The organism is Cycloclasticus sp. PY97N, assembly GCF_002443175.1.
In the GTDB taxonomy this organism is placed as follows: Bacteria; Pseudomonadota; Gammaproteobacteria; order Methylococcales; family Cycloclasticaceae; genus Cycloclasticus; species Cycloclasticus pugetii.
This window is the reverse complement of sequence record NZ_CP023664.1, coordinates 49,019-69,855: the sequence shown is the minus strand read 5'-3', so window position 1 is coordinate 69,855 and position 20,837 is coordinate 49,019. Positions and strand designations below refer to the sequence as shown.

The window sequence follows — 20,837 nt, the reverse complement described above, 5'->3', positions numbered from 1 at the left end:
GCTATGTTAGGGAAGTTGCATGACTAAAGAACAACAAATAGAAAATGCTTTAATCGCAAAGCTTCAAGACCTCAAATATAACTATCGCGAAGACATACGTGATAAAGCGACTCTTGAGCAAAATTTCCGCGAAAAGTTCGAGGCTCTCAATCACGTTCGTCTTACTGATTCAGAATTTGCACGCTTGCGTGATGAAATCGTTAATTCAGATGTTTTTGCCGCAGCAAAAACACTGCGTGAACGCAATACTTTTCAGCGTGAAGACGGAACCCCGCTTCAATACACCTTGGTCAATATCAAAGACTGGTGCAAAAACGAATTCGAAGTCATCAATCAATTACGGATTAATACCGACAATAGCCATCATCGTTACGACGTTATCTTACTGATAAACGGCGTCCCCGTGGTTCAGATAGAGTTGAAAACGCTTGGCCTCACACCACGCCGTGCCATGGAGCAAATTGTCGAATATAAGAATGACGTTGGTAATGGCTATGCCAATACGCTGCTCTGTTTTATGCAGCTCTTTATTGTCAGCAACCGCGACAACACGCTTTATTTTGCCAATAACCACAATCAGCACTTCAGCTTTAACGCTGATGAGCGTTTTCTGCCCATTTATCAGCTAGCCAAAGAAGACAATACCAAGATTACCCATCTTGACGATTTTGCCGATAACTTTTTAGCAAAATGTACCTTAGGCCAAATGATCAGCCGCTATATGGTGCTGGTAGCCAGCGAGCAGAAGCTCATGATTATGCGCCCTTACCAAATCTATGCAGTAAAGGCGATAGTCGATTGTATTCATCAAAATCGCGGCAACGGTTATATCTGGCACACCACAGGCAGCGGTAAAACGCTGACGTCTTTTAAAGCTTCTACGCTGTTGAAAGACAACCCAGACATTGATAAATGCCTGTTTGTAGTAGACCGCAAAGACCTTGATCGTCAGACCCGTGAGGAATTTAATAAGTTTCAAGAAGGTTGTGTCGAAGAAAACACCAATACCGAAGCCTTGGTTCGCCGTATGTTGTCGGACGATTACGCCGATAAAGTCATCGTTACCACCATACAAAAACTTGGCCTTGCGCTAGACGAAAACAGCAAGCGCAATCAGCAGCATAAACAAAACGGCAAACAAACCTATAAAGAGCGACTTGAGCCGCTACGTGATCAAAGGATTGTATTCATATTTGATGAATGCCACCGTTCTCAATTTGGTGATAACCATCAAGCTATTAAAGCCTTTTTCCCTAAAGCGCAGTTATTCGGCTTTACGGGTACGCCGATCTTTGAAGATAACGCTACCTATAAGAAAATTGATGGGACAATCGGTTCATACAAAACCACCGAAGATATTTTCCAAAAGCAGTTGCACGCCTATACCATCACTAACGCCATTGACGACCGCAACGTACTGCGCTTCCATATCGACTATTTCGGTGAGAAGCCAAAAGACGATACGAGCGATAAAAAGAAAAAATCAAAACCCAAGCTGCCATCGCCAGAAGCCGTTGTTGGCGAAATACTTAAAAAGCATGATTCCGCTACTAACCAAAGGCGATTCAACGCGGTATTGGCTACAGCCTCTATCAACAACGCTATTGAATACTATCAGCTATTCAAACAGGTGCAGGCCGAAAAACTAGCCGAAGATGATAGCTATACACCCTTAAATATCGCCTGCGTATTCTCGCCGCCTGCCGAAGGCAATAAAGATGTACAGCAAATACAGGAAGATTTGCCGCAAGAAAAAGAAGACAACCAGCAAGCGCCCGATGAAAAAAAGGCGGCACTAAAAACTATTATTGCTGATTACAACGCGCAATATGGTACAAACCATACCATAAGTGAATTCGATCTGTATTATCAGGACGTGCAGCAACGCATTAAAGACCAGAAATACACCAACAAAGATTATCCGCATAAAAACAAAATCGATATTACCATCGTGGTGGATATGTTACTGACGGGTTTTGATTCCAAATACCTCAACACTCTGTATGTGGATAAGAACCTGAAATACCATGGCTTAATACAAGCCTTTTCACGCACTAACCGTGTGCTCAACGATACGAAACCATACGGCAATGTCTTGGATTTCCGTTATCAGGAAGACGCGGTTAATACTGCTATTGCCCGTTTCTCAGGCCAAGATAAAGACCGCGCCAAAGAAATCTGGCTGGTTGATCCTGCGCCACAGGTTATCGAGAAGTTAGACAGTGCCGTGAACGATCTTGAAAAATTCATGGACTCTCAAGGTCTGGCCTGTACTCCAGAGAATGTAAACAACCTTAAAGGCGATGCCGCCAGAAGCGAATTTATAAGCCGCTTCAAAGAAGTGCAGCGCTTAAAAACCCAACTCGATCAATATACAGACCTGAATGAAGAACAGGTAGCGGGCGTCAATACCTTACTGCCCGAAGAGCAGTTGCGTGGTTTTCGTGGAATGTATCTGGAAACGGCGCAACGCTTGAAAGCGCAACAAGCCAAAGGCAGTGATGACCCAGATGATCCAGTGCAACAGTTGGAGTTTGAATTGGTGCTGTTCGCCTCTGCCGTGATTGATTACGACTACATCATGGGTCTAATCGCCAAATCTACGGATGACGACAAACCCAGCAAGCACAAAATGAGTCGCCAACAACTGATCGACTTGATCAGCTCCAGCGCCAATCTGATGGATGAGCGCGATGATATTGTCGATTACATCAACAGCCTGCCGACCGACCAAAGTTTGAATGAGAAAGCTATTCGAGAGGGGTATCAAAAGTTCAAATCCGAAAAATCCGCCCAAGAACTCGCTGCCATAGCGGATAAACATAGTATTGAGCATGAGGCCTTGCAAGACTTCGTAAATAGTATTTTGGATCGCATGATCTTTGATGGCGAACTGCTTAGCGAACTACTAGAACCATTAGATTTAGGCTGGAAAGCGCGAACACAGGCAGAGTTGGCGTTGATGGAAGAGCTGGTGCCATTACTCAATAAACTCGCCCAAGGGCGTGAGATCTCGGGGTTGGCGGCGTATGAGTAAGAACATAAAGCAAGGACTAGCCCCAGAACTGCGATTTCCTAAATTTCGCAATGAGCCGAATTGGGAAGAAACAACAATTGGAAAACTGGGGAGTTTTTCTTACGGCAAGAGTGCTCCTAAATGGTCGTTAGAGAAAGATGCTCCAACCCCTTGTGTTAGGTATGGAGAACTCTATACAAAGTTTGGGTGTGTTATTTCCGAAACATATTCGAGAACCAACATCGAACCAAACAAATTAAAATTTAGCAAAGGAGGGGAGATTTTAGTCCCTCGTGTTGGAGAAAGGCCTGAAGAATTTGGAAAGTGCTGTAGCTATCTTTCTGTAGCGAATATTGCTATTGGTGAAATGATAAGCGTGTTTGAAACTGGGCAAAATCCCTTATTCTATACATACTATTTTAGAAGAATGTACCGACAGTTTGCTGAGGTGGTTGAAGGGCAAAATGTAAAAAATCTTTATTACGCAGAGCTGGAGCCTCTTACGATTTTCAAACCTGATCCTGAAGAGCAACAAAAAATCGCCGAATGTCTGCGTTCTCTCGATGAGCTGATTACCGTGCATACCCAAAAGCACCAAGCACTGCAATCCTATAAAAAGGGATTGTTGCAAAATCTCTTCCCCTCTGAAGGTGAAACTGTTCCCATATTGCGTTTTCCCGAATTTGAGGAAGCCGGAGATTGGAAATGTAAACCTTTAAAAAAGGTGTTCTCTATTTTTCAAGGGTTTGCTTTTTCAAGTAAGGATTCAATTAATAATGGTGCTAGGTGGCTAAAAATTGCGGATGTTGGCATCCAAGAAATGAATCACAATAGCCCCTCATATCTTCCACTTGAACATAAAGCTAAACATAAAAGGTATTTGGTAAATAAAGGGGATTATGTAGTTGCCTTAACGCGACCTATTTTGAGCGGTCGATTGAAGATAGCCCCTGTAGATGATGTTTTTCATGGTGCGTTGTTGAATCAACGTGTTGGAAAAATAGTCGCTATTCAAAATAGCTTATTTGTTTATTATTTACTTCAAACAAAAAAAATGATTAGTGATATTGAACGAAGTATTGCTGGTAGCGAGCCTCCTAATCTGTCAGCACAGCAGATTGAAGATATAGAAACTTATATTCCATCCTTGGAAGAGCAAAAAGTTATTGGAAGTTTTCTCTCTTCCGTTGATGACTTGATAAAAGCACAATCGCAAAAGATTGAAGAATTAAATGCTCATAAAAAAGGCTTAATGCAGCAACTTTTCCCTGCCGTTGATGAGATGAGAGCATGAGTCAGATTACTAAACTAGATAATCTGGATGCGCTGGTAACTCATATGCGTAATAAGCTGGATGAGAAAAAATATCTGCTTCTATTTGCCTATAATGGAACGGGAAAGACTAGGCTGTCTATGGGGTTTAAGGACGCAGGCAAAACTAACGACAGCGCAGACACGCTTTATTTTAACGCCTTTACCGAGGATTTATTCAGTTGGGATAATGATTTAGACAACGACACACAAAGAGCGTTGAAACTAAATGCAGACTCCCGCTTTTTCGCTGGTTTACAAGAGTTAGAGATGGATAACCGCATTCGTCCATTATTGCAGCGCTATGCTGATTTCGATTTTAAAATCGATACTGATAGTTGGACAGTGACGTTTGAAAGAGAGATTAAGGACGGCGATACAGCCAAAACCGTAGAGCACATAAAAATCTCGCGCGGTGAAGAAAACATCTTCATTTGGTGCTTTTTTCTTGCAGTGGCACAGCTCGCCATTGATGAACAAGAAGCGTATAGCTGGGTTAAATATCTGTATATTGATGATCCCATATCTTCACTAGATGACAACAACGCTATTGCCGTTGCCAGCCATTTGGCGCAGTTACTCAAAAACCAAAGTAACATTAAGGCGGTGATTTCATCGCACCACACGTTATTCTTTAATGTAATGTGGAATGAGTTGAGTGAAGAGCGTAAAAAATTTCACCCATATTTTTTGAGCGCTAATGCCGATACTAATGGCTATAACCTACAATACACCAAAGACACGCCGTTTTTTCATCATATTGCTTTGCTGAAGCAACTGCATGAGGCGGCTGAGTCTGACAATCTTTACACATACCACTTTAATATTCTGCGTAACTTATTGGAAAAGACCGCCACATTCCACGGGTTTAAGAATTTTTCCGCTTGCATAAAGAAAGAACCCAACGACCCAGACGGAATTGTCCATGCGCGCATGGTAAATGTGCTTAGTCACGGAAATTATTCATTATTCGAGCCGACAGAAATGTTGCCCGAAAACAAACAGTATTTTAAAACCATATTGTCAGGATTTATGCAGGACTATCGATTTGATCCAGAACTATTTCCTTCGCAATCAGAACAGATAGATGCCAACTTAGAAGGGGCTGCCCAAACATGACCGAACAAGATTTAAATAAACTAGGTAGCACGCTTTGGAGTATAGCCGACAATCTTCGCGGCGCAATGAACGCGGATGATTTTCGTGATTATATGCTCTCCTTCCTATTCTTACGTTACCTGTCTGACAATTATGAAGCGGCAGCAAAAAAAGAACTTGGATCGGATTACCCAGCGCTCGACGGTGGTGATAAACGCGCTCCGTTAAGTGTGTGGTACGAGCAAAACGAACAAGACGTTCCTGCCTTTGAGAAACAAATGCGCCGTAAAGTGCATTATGTGATTGAGCCAGCGCATTTGTGGAGCAGTATCGCAGAGCTTGCCAGAACGCAGCACGATGACCTGCTGCTTACCCTACAGCAAGGCTTTAAATACATTGAAAACAAATCTTTTGAAAACAGCTTTCAGGGCTTGTTCTCAGAGATTAATCTGGATTCAGAAAAGCTAGGTAAGAATTACAGTCTTAGAAACGCTAAACTTTGCACCATCATTACTAAAATCGCTGAAGGGATTTCAGGGTTTTCAACGGACAGCGATACCCTTGGCGATGCTTATGAGTATTTGATAGGCCAATTCGCCGCAGGATCAGGTAAAAAAGCTGGTGAGTTTTATACGCCGCAACAAATCTCAACCATATTGTCTGAGATCGTATCGCTGGATAGTCAGGAACCCGCAACAGGCAAGAAGAAAAAGCTTAATAACGTACTGGATTTCGCTTGCGGTTCCGGCTCGCTATTGTTGAACGTGCGTAACAAGCTAAAAGACGCTGGTGGTAATGTTGGCCGAATTTACGGGCAAGAAAAGAATATCACCACCTATAACCTTGCTCGCATGAACATGCTCTTGCACGGGATTAAAGATTCTGAATTTGAAATTCATCACGGTGATTCATTACTGAATGACTGGGATGTGCTCAATGAAATGAACCCCGCTAAAAAACTTCAATGTGATGCCGTTGTTGCCAATCCGCCATTTAGCTATCGGTGGGAGCCTACTGAGGCGCTAGGTGAAGATTTCCGTTTCAAGAGCCACGGGCTTGCGCCTAAGTCAGCGGCAGATTTTGCTTTCTTATTGCACGGTTTTCACTTTTTAGGTGATGAAGGCACCATGGCCATTATTCTACCCCACGGCGTGTTATTTCGTGGTGGTGCAGAAGCCCGTATCCGTACCAAGCTTTTAAAAGACAACAATATTGATACGGTAATTGGTCTACCTGCGAACCTGTTTTTCTCGACGGGTATACCCGTCTGTATTCTTGTGTTGAAAAAGTGCAAAAAGCCCGATGACGTGCTGTTTATCAACGCCAGTGATGAAGAACATTTTGAAAAAGGAAAACGCCAAAACCGATTGTTACCAGAACATATCGATAAGATTATCGATACCTATCAATACCGCAAGGAAGAGGATCGTTACTCTCGCCGAGTATCAATGGAAGAAATCGAGAAGAATGACTTCAACCTGAATATCTCAAGATATGTGAGCACTGCTAAGCCAGAAGAAAAGATAATTTTGAAAGATGTAAACACTTCGTTGGTTGGAATTGAAAAGCAAATAGTCGAGGCTACTAAAAAACATAATAAATTTTTAGAAGAGCTAAGCTTGCCTCTTTTACCAATGGGTGAATAGTAAGTTAGGGGCACGCCGTGAATAATAAAAGAATCAATTATAGTGCAGCTCAGCAAACAGCCCTTGTGACTCAGGTCAGCAGGGTTTGTCCTCTTTGCGTTGAATCGCTTTATTATAAGAAGAAAGGCCGTAGCTATAAAGATTATGAGCTTGCTCATATTTATCCTCTTAATCCAACGCTAGAAGAAATCAAATTATTGAAAGATGAAGAGCGTCTTTCTGATGATGTTAATGATGAGAAGAATATCATTCCTCTTTGCAAAACTTGCCATGGGCGTTTTGATACACCGAGAACATCGGAAGAGTATAGGCACCTATTAGCAATTAAGAAGCGCCTTATTGCTCAAACTAACCAAGAGCAAATTTGGAAAGAATACAAAATTGAAGAACAAATATCCGAAGTAATTACTGCTCTTTATGGTAATCCTGATGTTGATCTAAACGCTGAAATTGATTTTACTCCTAAAACTATTGATGAAAAGTTAGATTCCACGATTACAAATCTCACGAAAAGAAAAATAAAAAACAATGTTAGAGATTATTATTTTTTTGTAAAACAATCGCTGTCTGCATTGGATCAGAAGTACGATGATCTGTCTGAAGCGATATCCTGCCAAGTTAAAGCTTATTACATAAAGCAAAAGAGCTTGGGTATTACGCAGCAGGATATATATGAAAACATTGTGGCTTGGTTGAACGTCAAAACTAAGCCTAAATCGACTGAGGCAACAGAAATACTGGCGTCTTTTTATGTTCAGAATTGCGAGGTTTTTTAATGATAGTTCCAAATAAAGTCACCTCGCTAGATGATTCAGTAATCGGAAAAATATGTCATCTCATAGTTGAAGACGTAGAAGAGATCGCAGTCTCGGAATTGTTGGATTTAAGATTGAAAAAATTTGTTGATATTGGAGAGTTTATTTTGGCTCTTGATGTTCTTTATTCGCTAGGACGAATAGAGTTAGACGTAAAGAGGGAGCTTGTACGTTATGTTGATTGAGGTTGTATGCGATAAGTTTAGAGAGAATAAAATTAATTTTCATTCTGGTCTAAATGTAGTTTTGGGTGATGAAAAAGCAACAAACTCAATTGGTAAATCATCTTTGCTAATGGTTGTCGATTTCGTTTTCGGCGGCAACAGTCTTCTCGAACATAACAAGGATATTGTTGAGGAGCTTGGTGAGCATGAGTACTGTTTTTGCTTTAGGTTTGATGATCAGCCGTATTATTTCAAGCGAGCGACTTTCTCTTCTGATTTGGTATACATTTGTGATGACGCTTACGAAGAATTAGAGCCAATATCTATTGAGGATTACCGGTCTCGATTAAAAAAAATGTATGGACTAGGTGGTATTGACCTCACTTTCAGAGCAATTGTATCTTTATATTCAAGAGTCTGGGATAAGGGAAATCTTGACGTAAAAAGGCCACTCCATAATAATAAAAATCGAAAGGCAGTTGAATGTATAGATGATCTTTTAAAGCTTTATAAACATTATGATTCAATAAAATTGCTTTCAAAAAAAGTTAAAGAATTAACCGACGAAAAATCAGCAATTAGAAATGCGTTTAAACAAAAGCTTATAACCAAGATTACGAAAAAACAGTACAAAGAGAATATTCATAGAGTTTCCGAAATTGATCAAGAGATTCGTGATATTAAGGATAATCTAGCTAAATATGCGGTAAATTTATCTGAAATAGTAAACCGTGAAGTTTCCGAGCTTAAATCAAGAAAAGATGGTCTGCTTCGTGAACGGGCTAAAATATCAACACGTCTCGTGCGAGTTCGCTCTGACCTAGACAGCAACAAACATATTAAGAGTAAAACTTTCAGCTCGTTGATTAGGTTTTTCCCAGAGGTAGACCAAAATAGAGTTTCTCAGGTTGAGGAATTTCACTCAAAAATAACAAAAATATTAAAAAGAGAACTATTAGAAAGTGAAAGGGAGTTAGCAGAAATGCTAGACGAGATCGACGCTTCTCTTTCAGATCTTGATGGCGAATTATCTCAAACATTTGCTAGCTTGGACAAGCCAGATATCATTGTAGATAGAGTCCACAATTTAGCTAGTGACAGGGGTGCTGTCGCTGCTGAAATACGTTTTTTTGAAACGGATGATCAAGTTGACAACGGCCTTAAAGAAGCCAAATTAGCGCTTGCAGGAGAAAAAACAAGAATATTATCGTTTGTGGAAAGCATTATAAATGATAAAGCTAGAAAGCTCGTAAGTAAGATATATAACGAAAAACGAAGAAGCCCAATCCTTAAATTGGAGCAAAAAAACTATGATTTCTCAGCGATTGAAGATACTGGTACAGGTAAAGCGTATTCGAACCTAATTGTATTTGATTTGTCGATATTTGGTACTACTTCTTTACCTTTTATCATCCATGACTCTGTTCTGTTTAAAAATGTTGAAAATGAGGTTGTTGCGCGGATGGTCGATATTTATGGTGGATTTGAGAAGCAGTCATTTATTGCTATTGATGAAATACAAAAATATGGCTCAGATGCTACGAAAAAATTGCGCGATAAAAAAGTTACAGAACTGTCTAATCAGAACGTTTTATATGTAAAGGATTGGCGAAAATAGTATTAAGCTAAAACCGTACTGGTCTCCCCTGTTAGACTTTAGGTCAAGTTAATTCGTCCTTAGTCCTAGGACTAAGGACGTTTGTAACAGAATGAATAAAACGAGCTATGAAAAACGCAGTTTAGATACCGTTTTATTTTGTAGTTAAATCTGTGTTATAGCTTTAATCTGAAAGCAAGTTCATTCTCGATATTTTGCAGTGAAGCCAAAGCATTAGTGCGCTGTAGCGTACGTGCATTGCTTTTTATCAGCTCGATAAAAGCTTCTTTATGTAAGCCGTGAAGCTGATATGTGCTTTTAGCTGCTAATTCAAATTTTGTTACTAATCTCATTGTAACCTCCTATATTTGGAGGCCGTGACAACCACGGCCTTTGTAAAGCCGCGTGGTCGAGAATATGTGGTTGCCTGCACCTGTGGTCGCAATGCAATGGAGAAGCATTTTATGCTTGCAGGAATAAACCGCTATTCACGTTAATGTGGATGCTAAAAAGGCCGCGTGGGTTCACGCGTTTTCAAATTTGGTGGTAAAGATTGATTGGTTATTTGGATCAGCACTAAAGCGCTGCTGCTTTTGTTTATAAAGAGTTTCGCTACGCTGAAAAAAGGCAAAACACGTTCGTGTTCGCATTTAGTGTTCTAGTTTCCCCTTTTGGGTAGACGTAAAAATATCACATAACTTGTCTTCATCAAGACATCCCCCAACCTTCCGCACCTTCTCAAGTTCAGGTTTGTGCAGGCTGGGTGGTTCCCCCTGTCTGGATTACGCCAAAACATGTGATCTTCGCTCGCCAGCTCGCTTCTTTTTCTGGGGTTTTCAACCCCAAAAGGGGATGTTTTTTTAAGATTAAGGAGCAAAACAATGAGCGAAGAAATTAGAATTTATGTTGCAGACCTAGCCGCATACAACAACGGTAAGTTACACGGTGTTTGGATTGATGCCACGCAAGCGCTGGACGATATTCAAGAGCAAATTAACGAGTTGTTAGCCAACAGCCCAGAAGACGATGCCGAAGAATATGCCATTCATGATTATGAAGGCTTTGCGGGTTATTCAGTTTCTGAGTATGAAGGTATTGAGCGCGCACACGAAGTGGCTTGTTTTATTGAAGAACATGGCGAGATTGCAGGCGAGTTATTATCTCATTTTGGCGATAGTATAGACGATGCGCAAAAAGCGATTGAAGACAATTATTGTGGTTGTTATGCATCACTGGCTGACTATGCCGAAGAGCTAACCGAAGAAACCACACAGATCCCAGAACATTTAGCTTTTTATATCGACTATGAAAAAATGGGGCGTGACATGGAGCTAGGCGGCGATGTATTCACCATTGAAACGGGCTATCAGGAAGTACATATTTTCTGGAACCATTAAACAGGCGAGCTTCTGCCCTTTCTTGTTGAAGGGGCGGGAGCTTGCTTTTGACGGCGCACTTTTGGGGCTCAGAGGCCTTGCAGCCTGTGTCGCTCATACTTCGCTTGTCTTGTCTCCGCTGTCGTCAAGCAGAGCCCCAAAAGTTTAAATAATGCTGGCTATCGGTATTAGCAATACCGATACCGTCTTTTTTTTAAACCGTTTCGGTTTATATTTTGTGTATTTTGCGGCGCTTACCGCCGTGAAACTTAATGGTGGTAAACCATGTTTTATTGTGTTAGTTTATATATATTGTTTTTTACGGCGTTAAGCGCCGCAAATAAAGCTAATGGTAAACTAAAAAGGGTTGTACGCTTGGTTAACAGCACTACTTCACATGATGATGTAGCAAAAGGGGCTTATAAACAGTCACTTAAAGCGCTTCTACCTTATGGCATGCTGGCGACTAAAAAGTGGCTGGCTGAACAAGGCTTAAGTGCCCATGCCATCGATAATGCAGTAAAAACAGAAACCTTGTTATTACTGGCTACTGGCGTATATAGCCAGTATTCCCGCTCACTGAGCTGGGAAGGGGTGGTTGCCTCTATGCAGCGTATGGATGTGAACAGCTCGGATAATCTGCCTTCGGTCATCGTTGGTGGGTTGTCAGCATTGTCATTATCAGGATTGTCGCAGTATTTGTCGTTAGGCAGCACACCGCATATTCATTTATATGTACAAGGCAAGTTGCCATCATGGCTGGGGCGTTTGTCGCTGCCCGTTGAATGTGAGGGGCATAGCACTAATACCTTATGGCCAGAATGGCTGTTACAAGACAAAACCTTTATCAGGCAGCATGAATGGGAGGCGGAATTGCCCCCTGTGTATTTTTCATGCCCTGAAAAAGCGTTGTTGGAATTACTGGTAGATTTGCCAGACGCGGTTAGCTTTGAACATGCTGATGAATTAATGCAAGGCTTAGTGAATTTATCGCCTAGAAAGCTCGATACGCTTTTAAAAGCTTGTAGGAGCGTCAAGGCTAAACGCTTATTTTTCTGGTTGGCTAAACGCCAATCCTATCCTTGGTTTAGCAAGCTAAACGTCAAGGACTATAACTTAGGAGCAGGTAAGCGCGTCGTCGCCAAAAACGGAAAACTGGATACAGATTATTTAATCACTGTGCCGTCACATATGGTAATGGAAAGCGGTAGCTAGAAATGGATAGAAACAGTATTTATTACAAGCAAGTGCAGTTATTGATGCAGGTTTTGCCCTTTGTCGCCAAGCAGGAATGCTTCGCGCTTAAAGGCGGAACGGCGATCAATCTCTTTGTCAGAGAGTTTCCGCGCTTGTCGGTTGATATTGATTTGGTTTATCTGCCCATGAAAGGCCGTGATGCGGCATTGCAGGAAATCATCGATGCATTAGATGCCATTAGCGCAGATTTAAAATCCGCGTTTAAAGATGTAGAGCTAACCGAAGCATACAAGTCAAAGCGCGATGCGCTAAGACTAATCGTTGGCCGTAATGGCGTACAGATTAAAGTGGAGTTATCGCCCGTATTACGTGGCACGGTTTACGAACCGAAATTGATGGAAGTATGCGCCGCTGTAGAAGATGAATTTGGTTATGCAGAAGTGCCCGTAGTGGCATTAGCTGATCTTTATGCTGGCAAAATATGCGCGGCATTAGATAGGCAGCACCCAAGAGACCTCTTCGATGTGAAGTGGCTCTTGGAAAATGAAGGCCTGACGGATGAGATACGAAAAGCATTAATTATCTATCTCTCAAGTCACAATCGGCCTATGGCCGAATTGTTAAGGCCGCAATTTAAAGATATATCGGCCATTTATGCAGGTGAATTTGCAAATATGGCCGAGACGGACGTACCGCTTGAAGAGCTGGTAGCCGTGAGAGAGCGTTTGGTAGAGCTTATTCACCAAGGGCTAACCGATAGTGAAAAAGGCTTTTTACTGTCGTTTAAAAACCGTGAGCCGGATTGGGCGTTGCTTGGTCTTGATGATGTAAGTGAACTTCCGGCCATTAAATGGAAACAGATTAATCTGGCCAAAATGCCAGATGACAAACATAAGCTGGCGTTAGACAAGCTAAAAGAAGTACTGAGTGTTTGATTTATAGTACTTAGTTATTTTGCTAGAATAGCGCTCAAATTTTTCAATGCTTTGATGGGAAGTTTTGCTGGCTGTAGGCCGTGGCAATCTGCTTGAAGATCAGGGCTTAGAGTTAACTTTATTTTTTTGTACAAATAGTTGTACAAAACGGGAATTTAGATACATGGCAAACGCCGATTTTCTTAATGAAATCAATAAGCGAAGAACTTTCGCTATCATCTCCCACCCCGATGCGGGTAAAACAACGCTGACCGAAAAACTGTTGTTGTTCGGGGGCGCGATTCAGGTTGCGGGGTCAGTTAAAGGGCGAAAAGCTTCACGACACGCAACATCTGACTGGATGGAAATGGAGCAAGAGCGGGGTATTTCGATTACTACCTCGGTGATGCAGTTTGAACATAATGAAAAATTATTGAACTTGCTCGATACCCCTGGGCATGAGGATTTTTCTGAAGATACCTATCGAACATTAACAGCGGTTGATTCTGCGTTGATGGTCATCGATTGTGCGAAAGGGGTGGAAGCCAGAACCATTAAATTAATGGAAGTGTGTCGTTTGCGTGATACGCCCATTATTAGTTTTATTAATAAGTTGGACAGGGAAGGCAGGGATCCTTTAGAGCTTATTGATGAAGTTGAATCGGTGTTGAAAATTCAATGTGCGCCAATGACATGGCCAATAGGCATGGGCAAGCGCTTTAAAGGTGTTTACCACATCTATAAAGATGAAGTGCATGTGTTTAGCCCAACGCATGGCGGTAAAATTGCCACTGGCGAAATATTTAAAGGGCTAGATAACCCTGGGCTCAAGGAGTTGATGGGCCATGATTTTGAAGACTTTTTTGAGGAGTTAGAACTGGTTCGAGAAGCCAGTACGCCTTTCGATATAGACGCTTATTTAGCGGGTAAACAAACGCCGGTATTTTTTGGCTCGGCGGTGAATAATTTTGGTGTGGGTGAATTGCTTGACGCGTTTGCAGAATATGCGCCAGCCCCTCAACCAAGACAAGCCGTTGAACGTGAAGTGCTGCCAGAAGAAGATAAGTTTTCCGGTTTTGTATTTAAGGTTCAAGCCAATATGGACCCAGCGCACCGGGATCGAATAGCCTTTATGCGTATTTGTTCCGGTGAGTATTCACAGGGTATGAAAATAAACCATGTGCGTATTAAGAAGAATATTCAGGTTGGTAATGCCATTACGTTTCAGGCGGATAGCCGGAAAAACGTAGAACAGGCTTTTGCCGGTGACATCATTGGGCTGCATAATCATGGCACCATTCAAGTGGGTGATACGTTTACACAAGGTGAGGCTTTAAAATTTGGTGGTATTCCTTATTTTGCCCCAGAGCTTTTTCGTAAAGCCGTTTTGAAAGACCCGCTACGTATGAAGGCTTTACAAAAAGGCCTGACGCAATTAACCGAAGAAGGTGCGACGCAGTTATTTAAACCGCTACGGAATAATGACTTAATTTTAGGTGCAGTGGGTGTGCTTCAGTTTGAAGTGACAGCGCAACGCCTTAAAAGTGAGTATAACGTAGAGTGTGTGTATGATAATGCACCTATTACAACGGCTCGTTGGGTGAGCTGTGATGACCCGAAAAAATTTGAAGATTTTAAGAAGAAAGCGCACGATAGTTTGGCAGAAGATGGCGGTGGCTATTTGGTATATTTAGCGAAAAGCCGAGTTAACCTATCGTTAACACAAGAGCGCTGGCCAGAGATAACCTTTAGTGCGACACGCGAGCTGTAAAACATAAATGATAGGAGTGAGTGATGACTGAAAAAAACTATTCAATAGAAGCATTAGAACTAGGCCCTGCAGAAAACTTTATTTATCTGATTCACGATCACAAAACTAACCGAGCAGCGGTGGTAGATCCTGCTTGGGATGTGCCTAAGGTAATAGAGTTGGCTAAGCAAAAAGGAGTCGAGATTACCGATATCCTGCTAACCCATAGTCACCATGACCATATTAACGGTATTGGTGATGTGCTGGATAAGTACGATGCGCAGGTACATTTGTTAAAGCAAGAAGCTGACTTTTGGGGTGATCACCCGGCCTCGCCGAGCATTCATTATGGTGGTGATGAAATTATGTTGGGCGATAGCAGTATTAAAGTGTTACATACGCCGGGGCATACACCCGGTTCAGCGTGTTATCAAATAGGCGATGATTTGTTAACGGGCGATACGATGTTTGTTTTTGGTTGTGGACGTTGTGATTTCACAGGCGGCGACCCAGAAGTAATGTATAAAACCTTGAATAAAATTCGTACGGAATTACCAAGTTCTACGACGATTCTGCCGGGGCATAATTATGCGGTTAAAAAGACATCAACCATCGCAGAGCAAATAAAAGGTAACCCGTTTTTGCATCAGCATAGCCTGCAAGATTTTGTGCAATACCGAATGAATACGCCAAAACGCAAGAGCCCTTATGAGGCAGAGCCAGAATCGGGCTGTGGGCACGATCACTAAGTGGCGTATGAATTTAAAGATGATGATGTGATTTGCAGCTGCACGGGCGTCACCAAAAAGCACTTTTTAACAAGGATAAAGGCCGACAATATCGAGACACTTGAGCAGGCAAGGGAAAAAACACGCGTTAATGTTGCCTGCGGCATGTGTGTTTATATTGTGGAAAAACTGCTCGATGTAGACTAAAAGGTTATTTTTCTATGAGCAAAAAAACGTGTTCAAGCATGCGCGATACGCCTTTGGCCTTGAAGCGTTTTGATTGCTCTAAAATATCCTCAGATGCTAAGCACTGAATCTCATAACGCGCAGAGAAATGTTGCTGTACTTCGTCAGGTGTTACCGAAAAGGGAGGGCCGCTCATTTCATGTTGGGGGTAGTCAACAGTAACGAGTAGGCGCTGCGTTTTATTAGGTAAAAGTTCATTTAGTTTTTCGACATAGCGGGCGCGCATATCCGCTGGAAAAGCAATCAAGGACGCACGATCGTAAACAAGCTGGTAAGCAGCTACGTCGTCGGCTGTTAGTTCGAATAAATCGCCGCAAATAATGGTGAGATTTTCATAACGATACGTTAAAAAGCGATCACCCTGGGTAATACTAGGCGTGAGATTGTTTTCCTTGAAAAAGTCCTCCACGGCTTTTTTGCTTAACTCAATGCCCAATACTTTTTCGGCGTGTTCTGCTAACCAGATAAGGTCTTTGCTTTTGCCGCACAAAGGCACAAAAACAGCGGCGTTTGCTTTTGGTTTGAGTGCAGCAAAGTGCTCGATAAGATACGGGTTAACGTCATTTAAGTGAAAACCAATTTCACTTTTTGCCCAACGTTCATGCCAAAAGTTAGTGTCCATAATGTTTAGTTTATTGTTGAGTGACCGTTTTTAGGTGCGCGATAATTTGATCTAAGGGTATGTCTTGGTTGTCGCTGTCTGTTCTAGCACGATATTCAACCATGCCATTGTCTAAGCCTTTATCGCCCAGCACGATACGGTGAGGAATGCCAATAAGCTCCATGTCTGAGAACATAAAGCCGGGACGTACTTTTCTATCATCAAATAAAACATCAAACCCCGCTTCTTTTAGCTCTAGGTATAGTTGTTCAGCCGCTGCTTTTAGGCGTTCAGACTTATGCATATTCATCGGTAATAAAGCAACTTGGAAAGGAGCTAATGCAGCGGGCCAAATAATACCTTTATCATCATGGTTTTGTTCAATAGCGGCTGCAATGACGCGGGTAATGCCTATACCGTAACAACCCATCGTCATCACTTGGTTTTTGCCGTTTTCGTTTAGCACAGAAGCATTCATCGCTTCGCTGTATTTAGTGCCTAACTGAAAAATATGCCCAACCTCAATGCCGCGTGCAATAGTCAGGGTGCCTTGTCCATCAGGGCTAGCATCCCCTTCGACGACTTGACGAATATCTTCAATGCGAGTGGGTTCTGCTAAATCGCGGCCCCAGTTTACCCCTGTGTAGTGCATGTCATTTTCGTTAGCGCCGCAAATGAAATTTGCCATAGCCGCTGCGCTACGATCAACAATCATAGGTACATTTAAATTAATGGGGCCGATATAGCCTGCATCACAGCCAGCAGCTTGTGAAATCTCAGCATCGCTAGCCATCGTTAGTGGTGATGCTACGCCGTCTAACTTTTCGGCTTTAATATCGTTCAGTGAGTGGTGGCCGCATAATAAAAGCGCCACAACAGCATCGTCATCACCTTTTACCAATAAAGTTTTTAAACACTGTGCGCTGCTCACGTTTAAGAAACTACTGATTTCTTCAATGCTGCGTTGGCCTGGGGTAGGTGCTTTTTCTAACTGTTCAGTGGCCTCGGCGCGCGGCTCTGTGGGTGCTAATGCCTCGGCTTTTTCTACATTAGCGGCGTATTGGCTTTCAGTAGAAAAGGCAATCGCGTCTTCGCCAGAATCAGCCAGTACATGAAACTCATGCGAGGCGTTACCACCAATAGAGCCGGTGTCTGCCAATACAGGGCGGAAATTTAGGCCAAGGCGTGTAAAAATATTATGGTAGGCCTGAAACATGCGGTCATAGGTTTCTTGCAAAGACTCGTCGTCCATATGAAACGAGTAGGCATCTTTCATAATAAATTCGCGTGAACGCATAATGCCAAAACGAGGCCGAATCTCATCACGGAATTTAGTTTGTATTTGGTAGTAATTAATCGGTAATTGCTTGTAACTCTTTATTTCGTTACGGGCCAGTTCGGTAATAATTTCTTCATGTGTTGGGCCTAAGCAAAACTCACGGCCATGTCGGTCATTTAAGCGAGCTAGTTCAGGGCCGTATTGTTCCCAACGCCCCGATTCTTGCCAAAGTTCAGACGGCTGTACAACCGGCATTAAGACTTCTAACGCACCAGCATTGTTCATTTCTTCGCGAACAATATGCTGTGCTTTTTGCAGAATGCGAACACCAAGGGGGAGCCAATTGTATAAACCAGCTGCTAGCTTGCGAACAAGCCCCGCGCGAATCATTAATTGATGACTGACGATTTCGGCATCTGAAGGGGTTTCTTTAACGGTATTGAGTGGGAATTGGCTAGTACGCATAGTTATTTTCTTCGGTTAATGAGGTTCACATGAAGCGAGACATTTTACGCTGAAAAAGGACCACTACCTAGTGGCGATAGAAAAGATATTGTTAGGCAGCTTTTTGATCCCAGCGTTTAAGTTTTCTATCAAGCGTGCGGCGAGAGATGCCCAGGCTTTTTGCGGCTTGAGATTTGTTGCCTTTACTCTCATTAATGACTTTAAGAATATGCTCTTTTTCAAGTGATTTTAAGCAGTACTTGTTTGTAGTCGCTGAGTCAGTGTCAGCCACCGGTAATGTTTCATGTAATGGGATGCTTAGCAGTAACGAGCGTTCAATATGGTTGCGTAGTTCACGAATATTACCGGGCCAGTCATAAGCTTGTAAGGCATTGATTGACTCAGTTGAAATGTGAGGGCTGGTTAATTCGTGTTCCTCACACAATTGGCAAACAAAGGTGCTAGTGAGCGCTTCAATATCATCTGGGCGGTCACGCAGTGGCGGTGCAGTAAAAGGAACGACACTTAAACGGTAATATAAGTCAGCCCTAAATAAGCCTTGCTTAACCAGGTCTTTAAGGCGTTTATTTGTGGCGGCAACGATACGGACAGAGGTGTCATATTCTTTGTCGGAGCCAACGGGGCGAATGGTTTTTTCTTCTAAAAGGTGTAAAAGCTTGGGTTGCGAATCTAGCGGCAGCTCGCCAATTTCATCTAAAAATAATGTGCCATTTTGTGCAGTGGCGACTAGCCCTTTTCGTGCGTCTTTGGCACCTGTAAAGGCGCCTTTTGCGTGACCAAATAGTTCGGTTTCTAATAAGTGTTGACTAAAGGTTGCGCAGTTAATAGATACAAAGGGACCTTTGCGTTGGCTAAGGTCATGAATTTTTCTAGCTAATAGGCTTTTACCAGTACCCGTTTCGCCGCCCAATAAAATAGGTGTGTTTTTAGTGGCGACACGATCAATGTCGTCCAACAGTTTAACGACAAGTGGGTTATTACCAAAAAATGAGTGGCGGTCACGAATGGCTTTACGAAGTGCCGATGATTTGTGGGTAGTCATAGAAAATAGCGTCGTGAGACATTCTGTCAAAAGTCTCTTTATATTGAGACAAAGTGTCGCATAAGTCTAGTGCGTTGTTATGCTTGTTTCAGTGATAATTTTTAAAGTTATTTATTAATCAATGAGTTGATGGTATGCCAAACCCGCTGGCATTAGTTTTGCTGTATGCCAGCGGGTATTTTGATAATCAATAATAAGGAAAAATCAATGAAAATAAATAAATTAGCGTTAGCTGCCGCTGTTTTTATGGGGGGCTCGGTATCGGCTCATGCAGGCTCTGAACTGACAACGCTACTTATGTTGCTGCATGAAAATGGCACGATATCAGATGCGCAATACCAACGCGTATTAGCTGAGGCAAAAGCAACAGAGCAAAAAACGATCGCGCAAACTGAAGACATTCAAGAAAGGCTCGATAAGGCAACCAATGTTGAAGTAAATGTTAATAAAGGTGGCTTGGCTGTTAAATCTCGTGATGGTAACTTCACCACGCAAATTGGTGGCCGCATGCAGTTAGATTCTGCCTGGTATGGAGAAGATGATTCGGCAGCGGGTAGCACGCTGGGCGATGGTACAAAAGTACGTCGAGCAAGGTTATATATTAAAGGCACGGTAAATAAAGATTGGTTCTATAAGTTTGAGTATGACTTTGCGGGTACAGGTGATACACGAAAAGGGATTACGGATATTTGGGTTGGTTACAATGGGTTTGACTTTGAAGGGCTAAGCGTTAAGGCCGGCCATTTTAGAGACCCATTTATGTTGCAAGATCAAATCAGCGACAATAATACGCAGTTTACCGAAAGAGCTTCAATTGATGCCTTTACGGCGAGTAGACATATTGGCGTTATGGGTAGCATTGATCGTAAACATTGGACAACAGCGCTCGGTGTGTTTGGTGATAAAGCCAATACAAATGGTGGCTCAGACGATGAGGGATGGGGGTTAGGCGGGCGCTCTACGTGGATGCCAGTTAATGAAAAAGGCTCGTTGGTTCATTTAGGTTTGGCCGCAAATTACCGCAGCACACGAGGAGGCGAGGTTCAGTTCAAACAACAGCCTGAAACTAACATCTCAGGAGTGGACTTTGTGGATACAGGTAAGTTGCTAGATGTAGATAGCTATCTAACATTAGGTGCCGAAGTAGCTCTTGTTAAAAATAGGTTTTCTGGCCAAGCCGAATATATTCGTACTCAGCTTGAACGCGATACAACTAGTGACCTAACATTTGATGGCTGGTATGCACAAACAGGCTGGTTCCTTACACAAGATACACGCCCATATACGCATAAAGGTGCAAAATTCAAAGCAGTTAAGCCTAATAGCCCGTTTGGTAATGGTGGTATAGGTGCATGGGAGTTAGCGTTACGATATAGCACCATTGATTTAATGGATGGCGCTATAAACGGTGGTGAAATGGACAACGTGACTTTGGGCCTTAATTGGTTCCCAGTAGCGGGCTTACGTTTTTCTGCTAACTATATTAAAGTGCTAGAGGTAGAAGGTGGGGCGCACGATAATGAAGAAGCAGATATTATGCAGCTTCGTGGCCAATGGGCGTTTTAACGCGGTAGGCCATCAAAGGGGCGCAT

18 protein-coding genes are annotated in these 20,837 nt (G+C 42.4%); 14 read left to right on the top strand and 4 right to left on the bottom strand.

From position 1 onward, the window contains the following. The first annotated feature begins 19 nt into the window (after window positions 1-19). The 7 genes from CPC19_RS00340 to CPC19_RS00310 are packed head-to-tail and all read left to right on the top strand — an operon-like array spanning window position 20 to window position 9,668. Window positions 20-3,037: a type I restriction endonuclease subunit R gene (locus tag CPC19_RS00340; RefSeq protein ID WP_016390416.1), complete on the top strand. Its 3,018-nt coding sequence runs from the start codon at window positions 20-22 to the stop codon at window positions 3,035-3,037. Then, window positions 3,030-4,310 (top strand): restriction endonuclease subunit S, encoded by a 1,281-nt coding sequence (locus CPC19_RS00335; RefSeq protein WP_016390417.1) that lies wholly within the window; start codon window positions 3,030-3,032, stop codon window positions 4,308-4,310. Before CPC19_RS00340 ends, CPC19_RS00335 begins: the two co-directional genes overlap by 8 nt. Further along, window positions 4,307-5,446: an AAA family ATPase gene (locus CPC19_RS00330; protein ID WP_016390418.1), complete on the top strand. Its 1,140-nt coding sequence runs from the start codon at window positions 4,307-4,309 to the stop codon at window positions 5,444-5,446. The genes CPC19_RS00335 and CPC19_RS00330 overlap by 4 nt, the downstream gene beginning before the upstream one ends. Further along, complete coding sequence (locus CPC19_RS00325) at window positions 5,443-7,071, top strand: type I restriction-modification system subunit M (RefSeq protein ID WP_016390419.1); 1,629 nt, start codon at window positions 5,443-5,445, stop codon at window positions 7,069-7,071. Before CPC19_RS00330 ends, CPC19_RS00325 begins: the two co-directional genes overlap by 4 nt. 17 nt (window positions 7,072-7,088) lie before the next feature. Then, the gene (locus CPC19_RS00320) at window positions 7,089-7,847 is read left to right on the top strand and encodes an ABC-three component system protein (protein WP_016390420.1); all 759 of its coding nucleotides are present in this window, start codon (window positions 7,089-7,091) and stop codon (window positions 7,845-7,847) included. Then, window positions 7,847-8,071 carry an ABC-three component system middle component 7 gene (locus CPC19_RS12060; RefSeq protein WP_016390421.1) on the top strand — a complete coding sequence of 75 codons (225 nt, stop codon included), beginning with the start codon at window positions 7,847-7,849 and terminating at the stop codon, window positions 8,069-8,071. The genes CPC19_RS00320 and CPC19_RS12060 overlap by 1 nt, the downstream gene beginning before the upstream one ends. Further along, window positions 8,061-9,668 (top strand): DUF2326 domain-containing protein, encoded by a 1,608-nt coding sequence (locus CPC19_RS00310; RefSeq protein ID WP_016390422.1) that lies wholly within the window; start codon window positions 8,061-8,063, stop codon window positions 9,666-9,668. The genes CPC19_RS12060 and CPC19_RS00310 overlap by 11 nt, the downstream gene beginning before the upstream one ends. Before the next feature lie 155 nt (window positions 9,669-9,823). On the opposite strand, the gene CPC19_RS11865 is transcribed toward CPC19_RS00310, so the two are convergent. Then, complete coding sequence (locus CPC19_RS11865) at window positions 9,824-10,000, bottom strand: hypothetical protein (protein WP_016390423.1); 177 nt, start codon at window positions 9,998-10,000, stop codon at window positions 9,824-9,826. A gap of 528 nt (window positions 10,001-10,528) precedes the next feature. Here CPC19_RS11865 and CPC19_RS00305 point away from each other — a divergent pair. The 6 genes from CPC19_RS00305 to CPC19_RS00280 all read left to right on the top strand — a co-directional run bounded on the left by CPC19_RS00305 (window position 10,529) and on the right by CPC19_RS00280 (window position 15,819). Continuing rightward, window positions 10,529-11,044 carry an antirestriction protein ArdA gene (locus CPC19_RS00305; RefSeq protein WP_016390424.1) on the top strand — a complete coding sequence of 172 codons (516 nt, stop codon included), beginning with the start codon at window positions 10,529-10,531 and terminating at the stop codon, window positions 11,042-11,044. A gap of 264 nt (window positions 11,045-11,308) precedes the next feature. Then, window positions 11,309-12,238: a type IV toxin-antitoxin system AbiEi family antitoxin gene (locus CPC19_RS00300; protein ID WP_016390425.1), complete on the top strand. Its 930-nt coding sequence runs from the start codon at window positions 11,309-11,311 to the stop codon at window positions 12,236-12,238. Window positions 12,239-12,240: 2 nt separating this feature from the next. Further along, window positions 12,241-13,155 (top strand): nucleotidyl transferase AbiEii/AbiGii toxin family protein, encoded by a 915-nt coding sequence (locus tag CPC19_RS00295; protein WP_016390426.1) that lies wholly within the window; start codon window positions 12,241-12,243, stop codon window positions 13,153-13,155. A 163-nt stretch (window positions 13,156-13,318) separates the two neighbouring features. Beyond that, window positions 13,319-14,905: a peptide chain release factor 3 gene (locus tag CPC19_RS00290; RefSeq protein ID WP_016390427.1), complete on the top strand. Its 1,587-nt coding sequence runs from the start codon at window positions 13,319-13,321 to the stop codon at window positions 14,903-14,905. 23 nt (window positions 14,906-14,928) lie between these two features. After that, complete coding sequence (locus CPC19_RS00285) at window positions 14,929-15,633, top strand: MBL fold metallo-hydrolase (RefSeq protein WP_015005033.1); 705 nt, start codon at window positions 14,929-14,931, stop codon at window positions 15,631-15,633. Continuing rightward, the gene (locus CPC19_RS00280) at window positions 15,634-15,819 is read left to right on the top strand and encodes a (2Fe-2S)-binding protein (RefSeq protein WP_015005034.1); all 186 of its coding nucleotides are present in this window, start codon (window positions 15,634-15,636) and stop codon (window positions 15,817-15,819) included. Window positions 15,820-15,823: 4 nt separating this feature from the next. Here CPC19_RS00280 and CPC19_RS00275 read toward each other — a convergent pair whose 3' ends face one another. From CPC19_RS00275 to CPC19_RS00265, 3 genes are all read right to left on the bottom strand, one after another. Then, window positions 15,824-16,480, bottom strand: a complete 657-nt coding sequence (locus CPC19_RS00275; RefSeq protein WP_016390428.1) for a thiopurine S-methyltransferase — start codon at window positions 16,478-16,480, stop codon at window positions 15,824-15,826. Between the two features lie 10 nt (window positions 16,481-16,490). Further along, window positions 16,491-18,203, bottom strand: coding sequence for a proline--tRNA ligase (locus CPC19_RS00270; RefSeq protein ID WP_016390429.1), 1,713 nt, complete (start codon window positions 18,201-18,203; stop codon window positions 16,491-16,493). 91 nt (window positions 18,204-18,294) lie between these two features. Next, window positions 18,295-19,245: a sigma-54-dependent Fis family transcriptional regulator gene (locus CPC19_RS00265; protein WP_016390430.1), complete on the bottom strand. Its 951-nt coding sequence runs from the start codon at window positions 19,243-19,245 to the stop codon at window positions 18,295-18,297. A gap of 207 nt (window positions 19,246-19,452) precedes the next feature. Between CPC19_RS00265 and CPC19_RS00260 the strand changes: the two genes are divergently transcribed. Continuing rightward, window positions 19,453-20,811: an OprO/OprP family phosphate-selective porin gene (locus tag CPC19_RS00260; protein ID WP_015005038.1), complete on the top strand. Its 1,359-nt coding sequence runs from the start codon at window positions 19,453-19,455 to the stop codon at window positions 20,809-20,811. Window positions 20,812-20,837 lie beyond the last annotated feature (26 nt).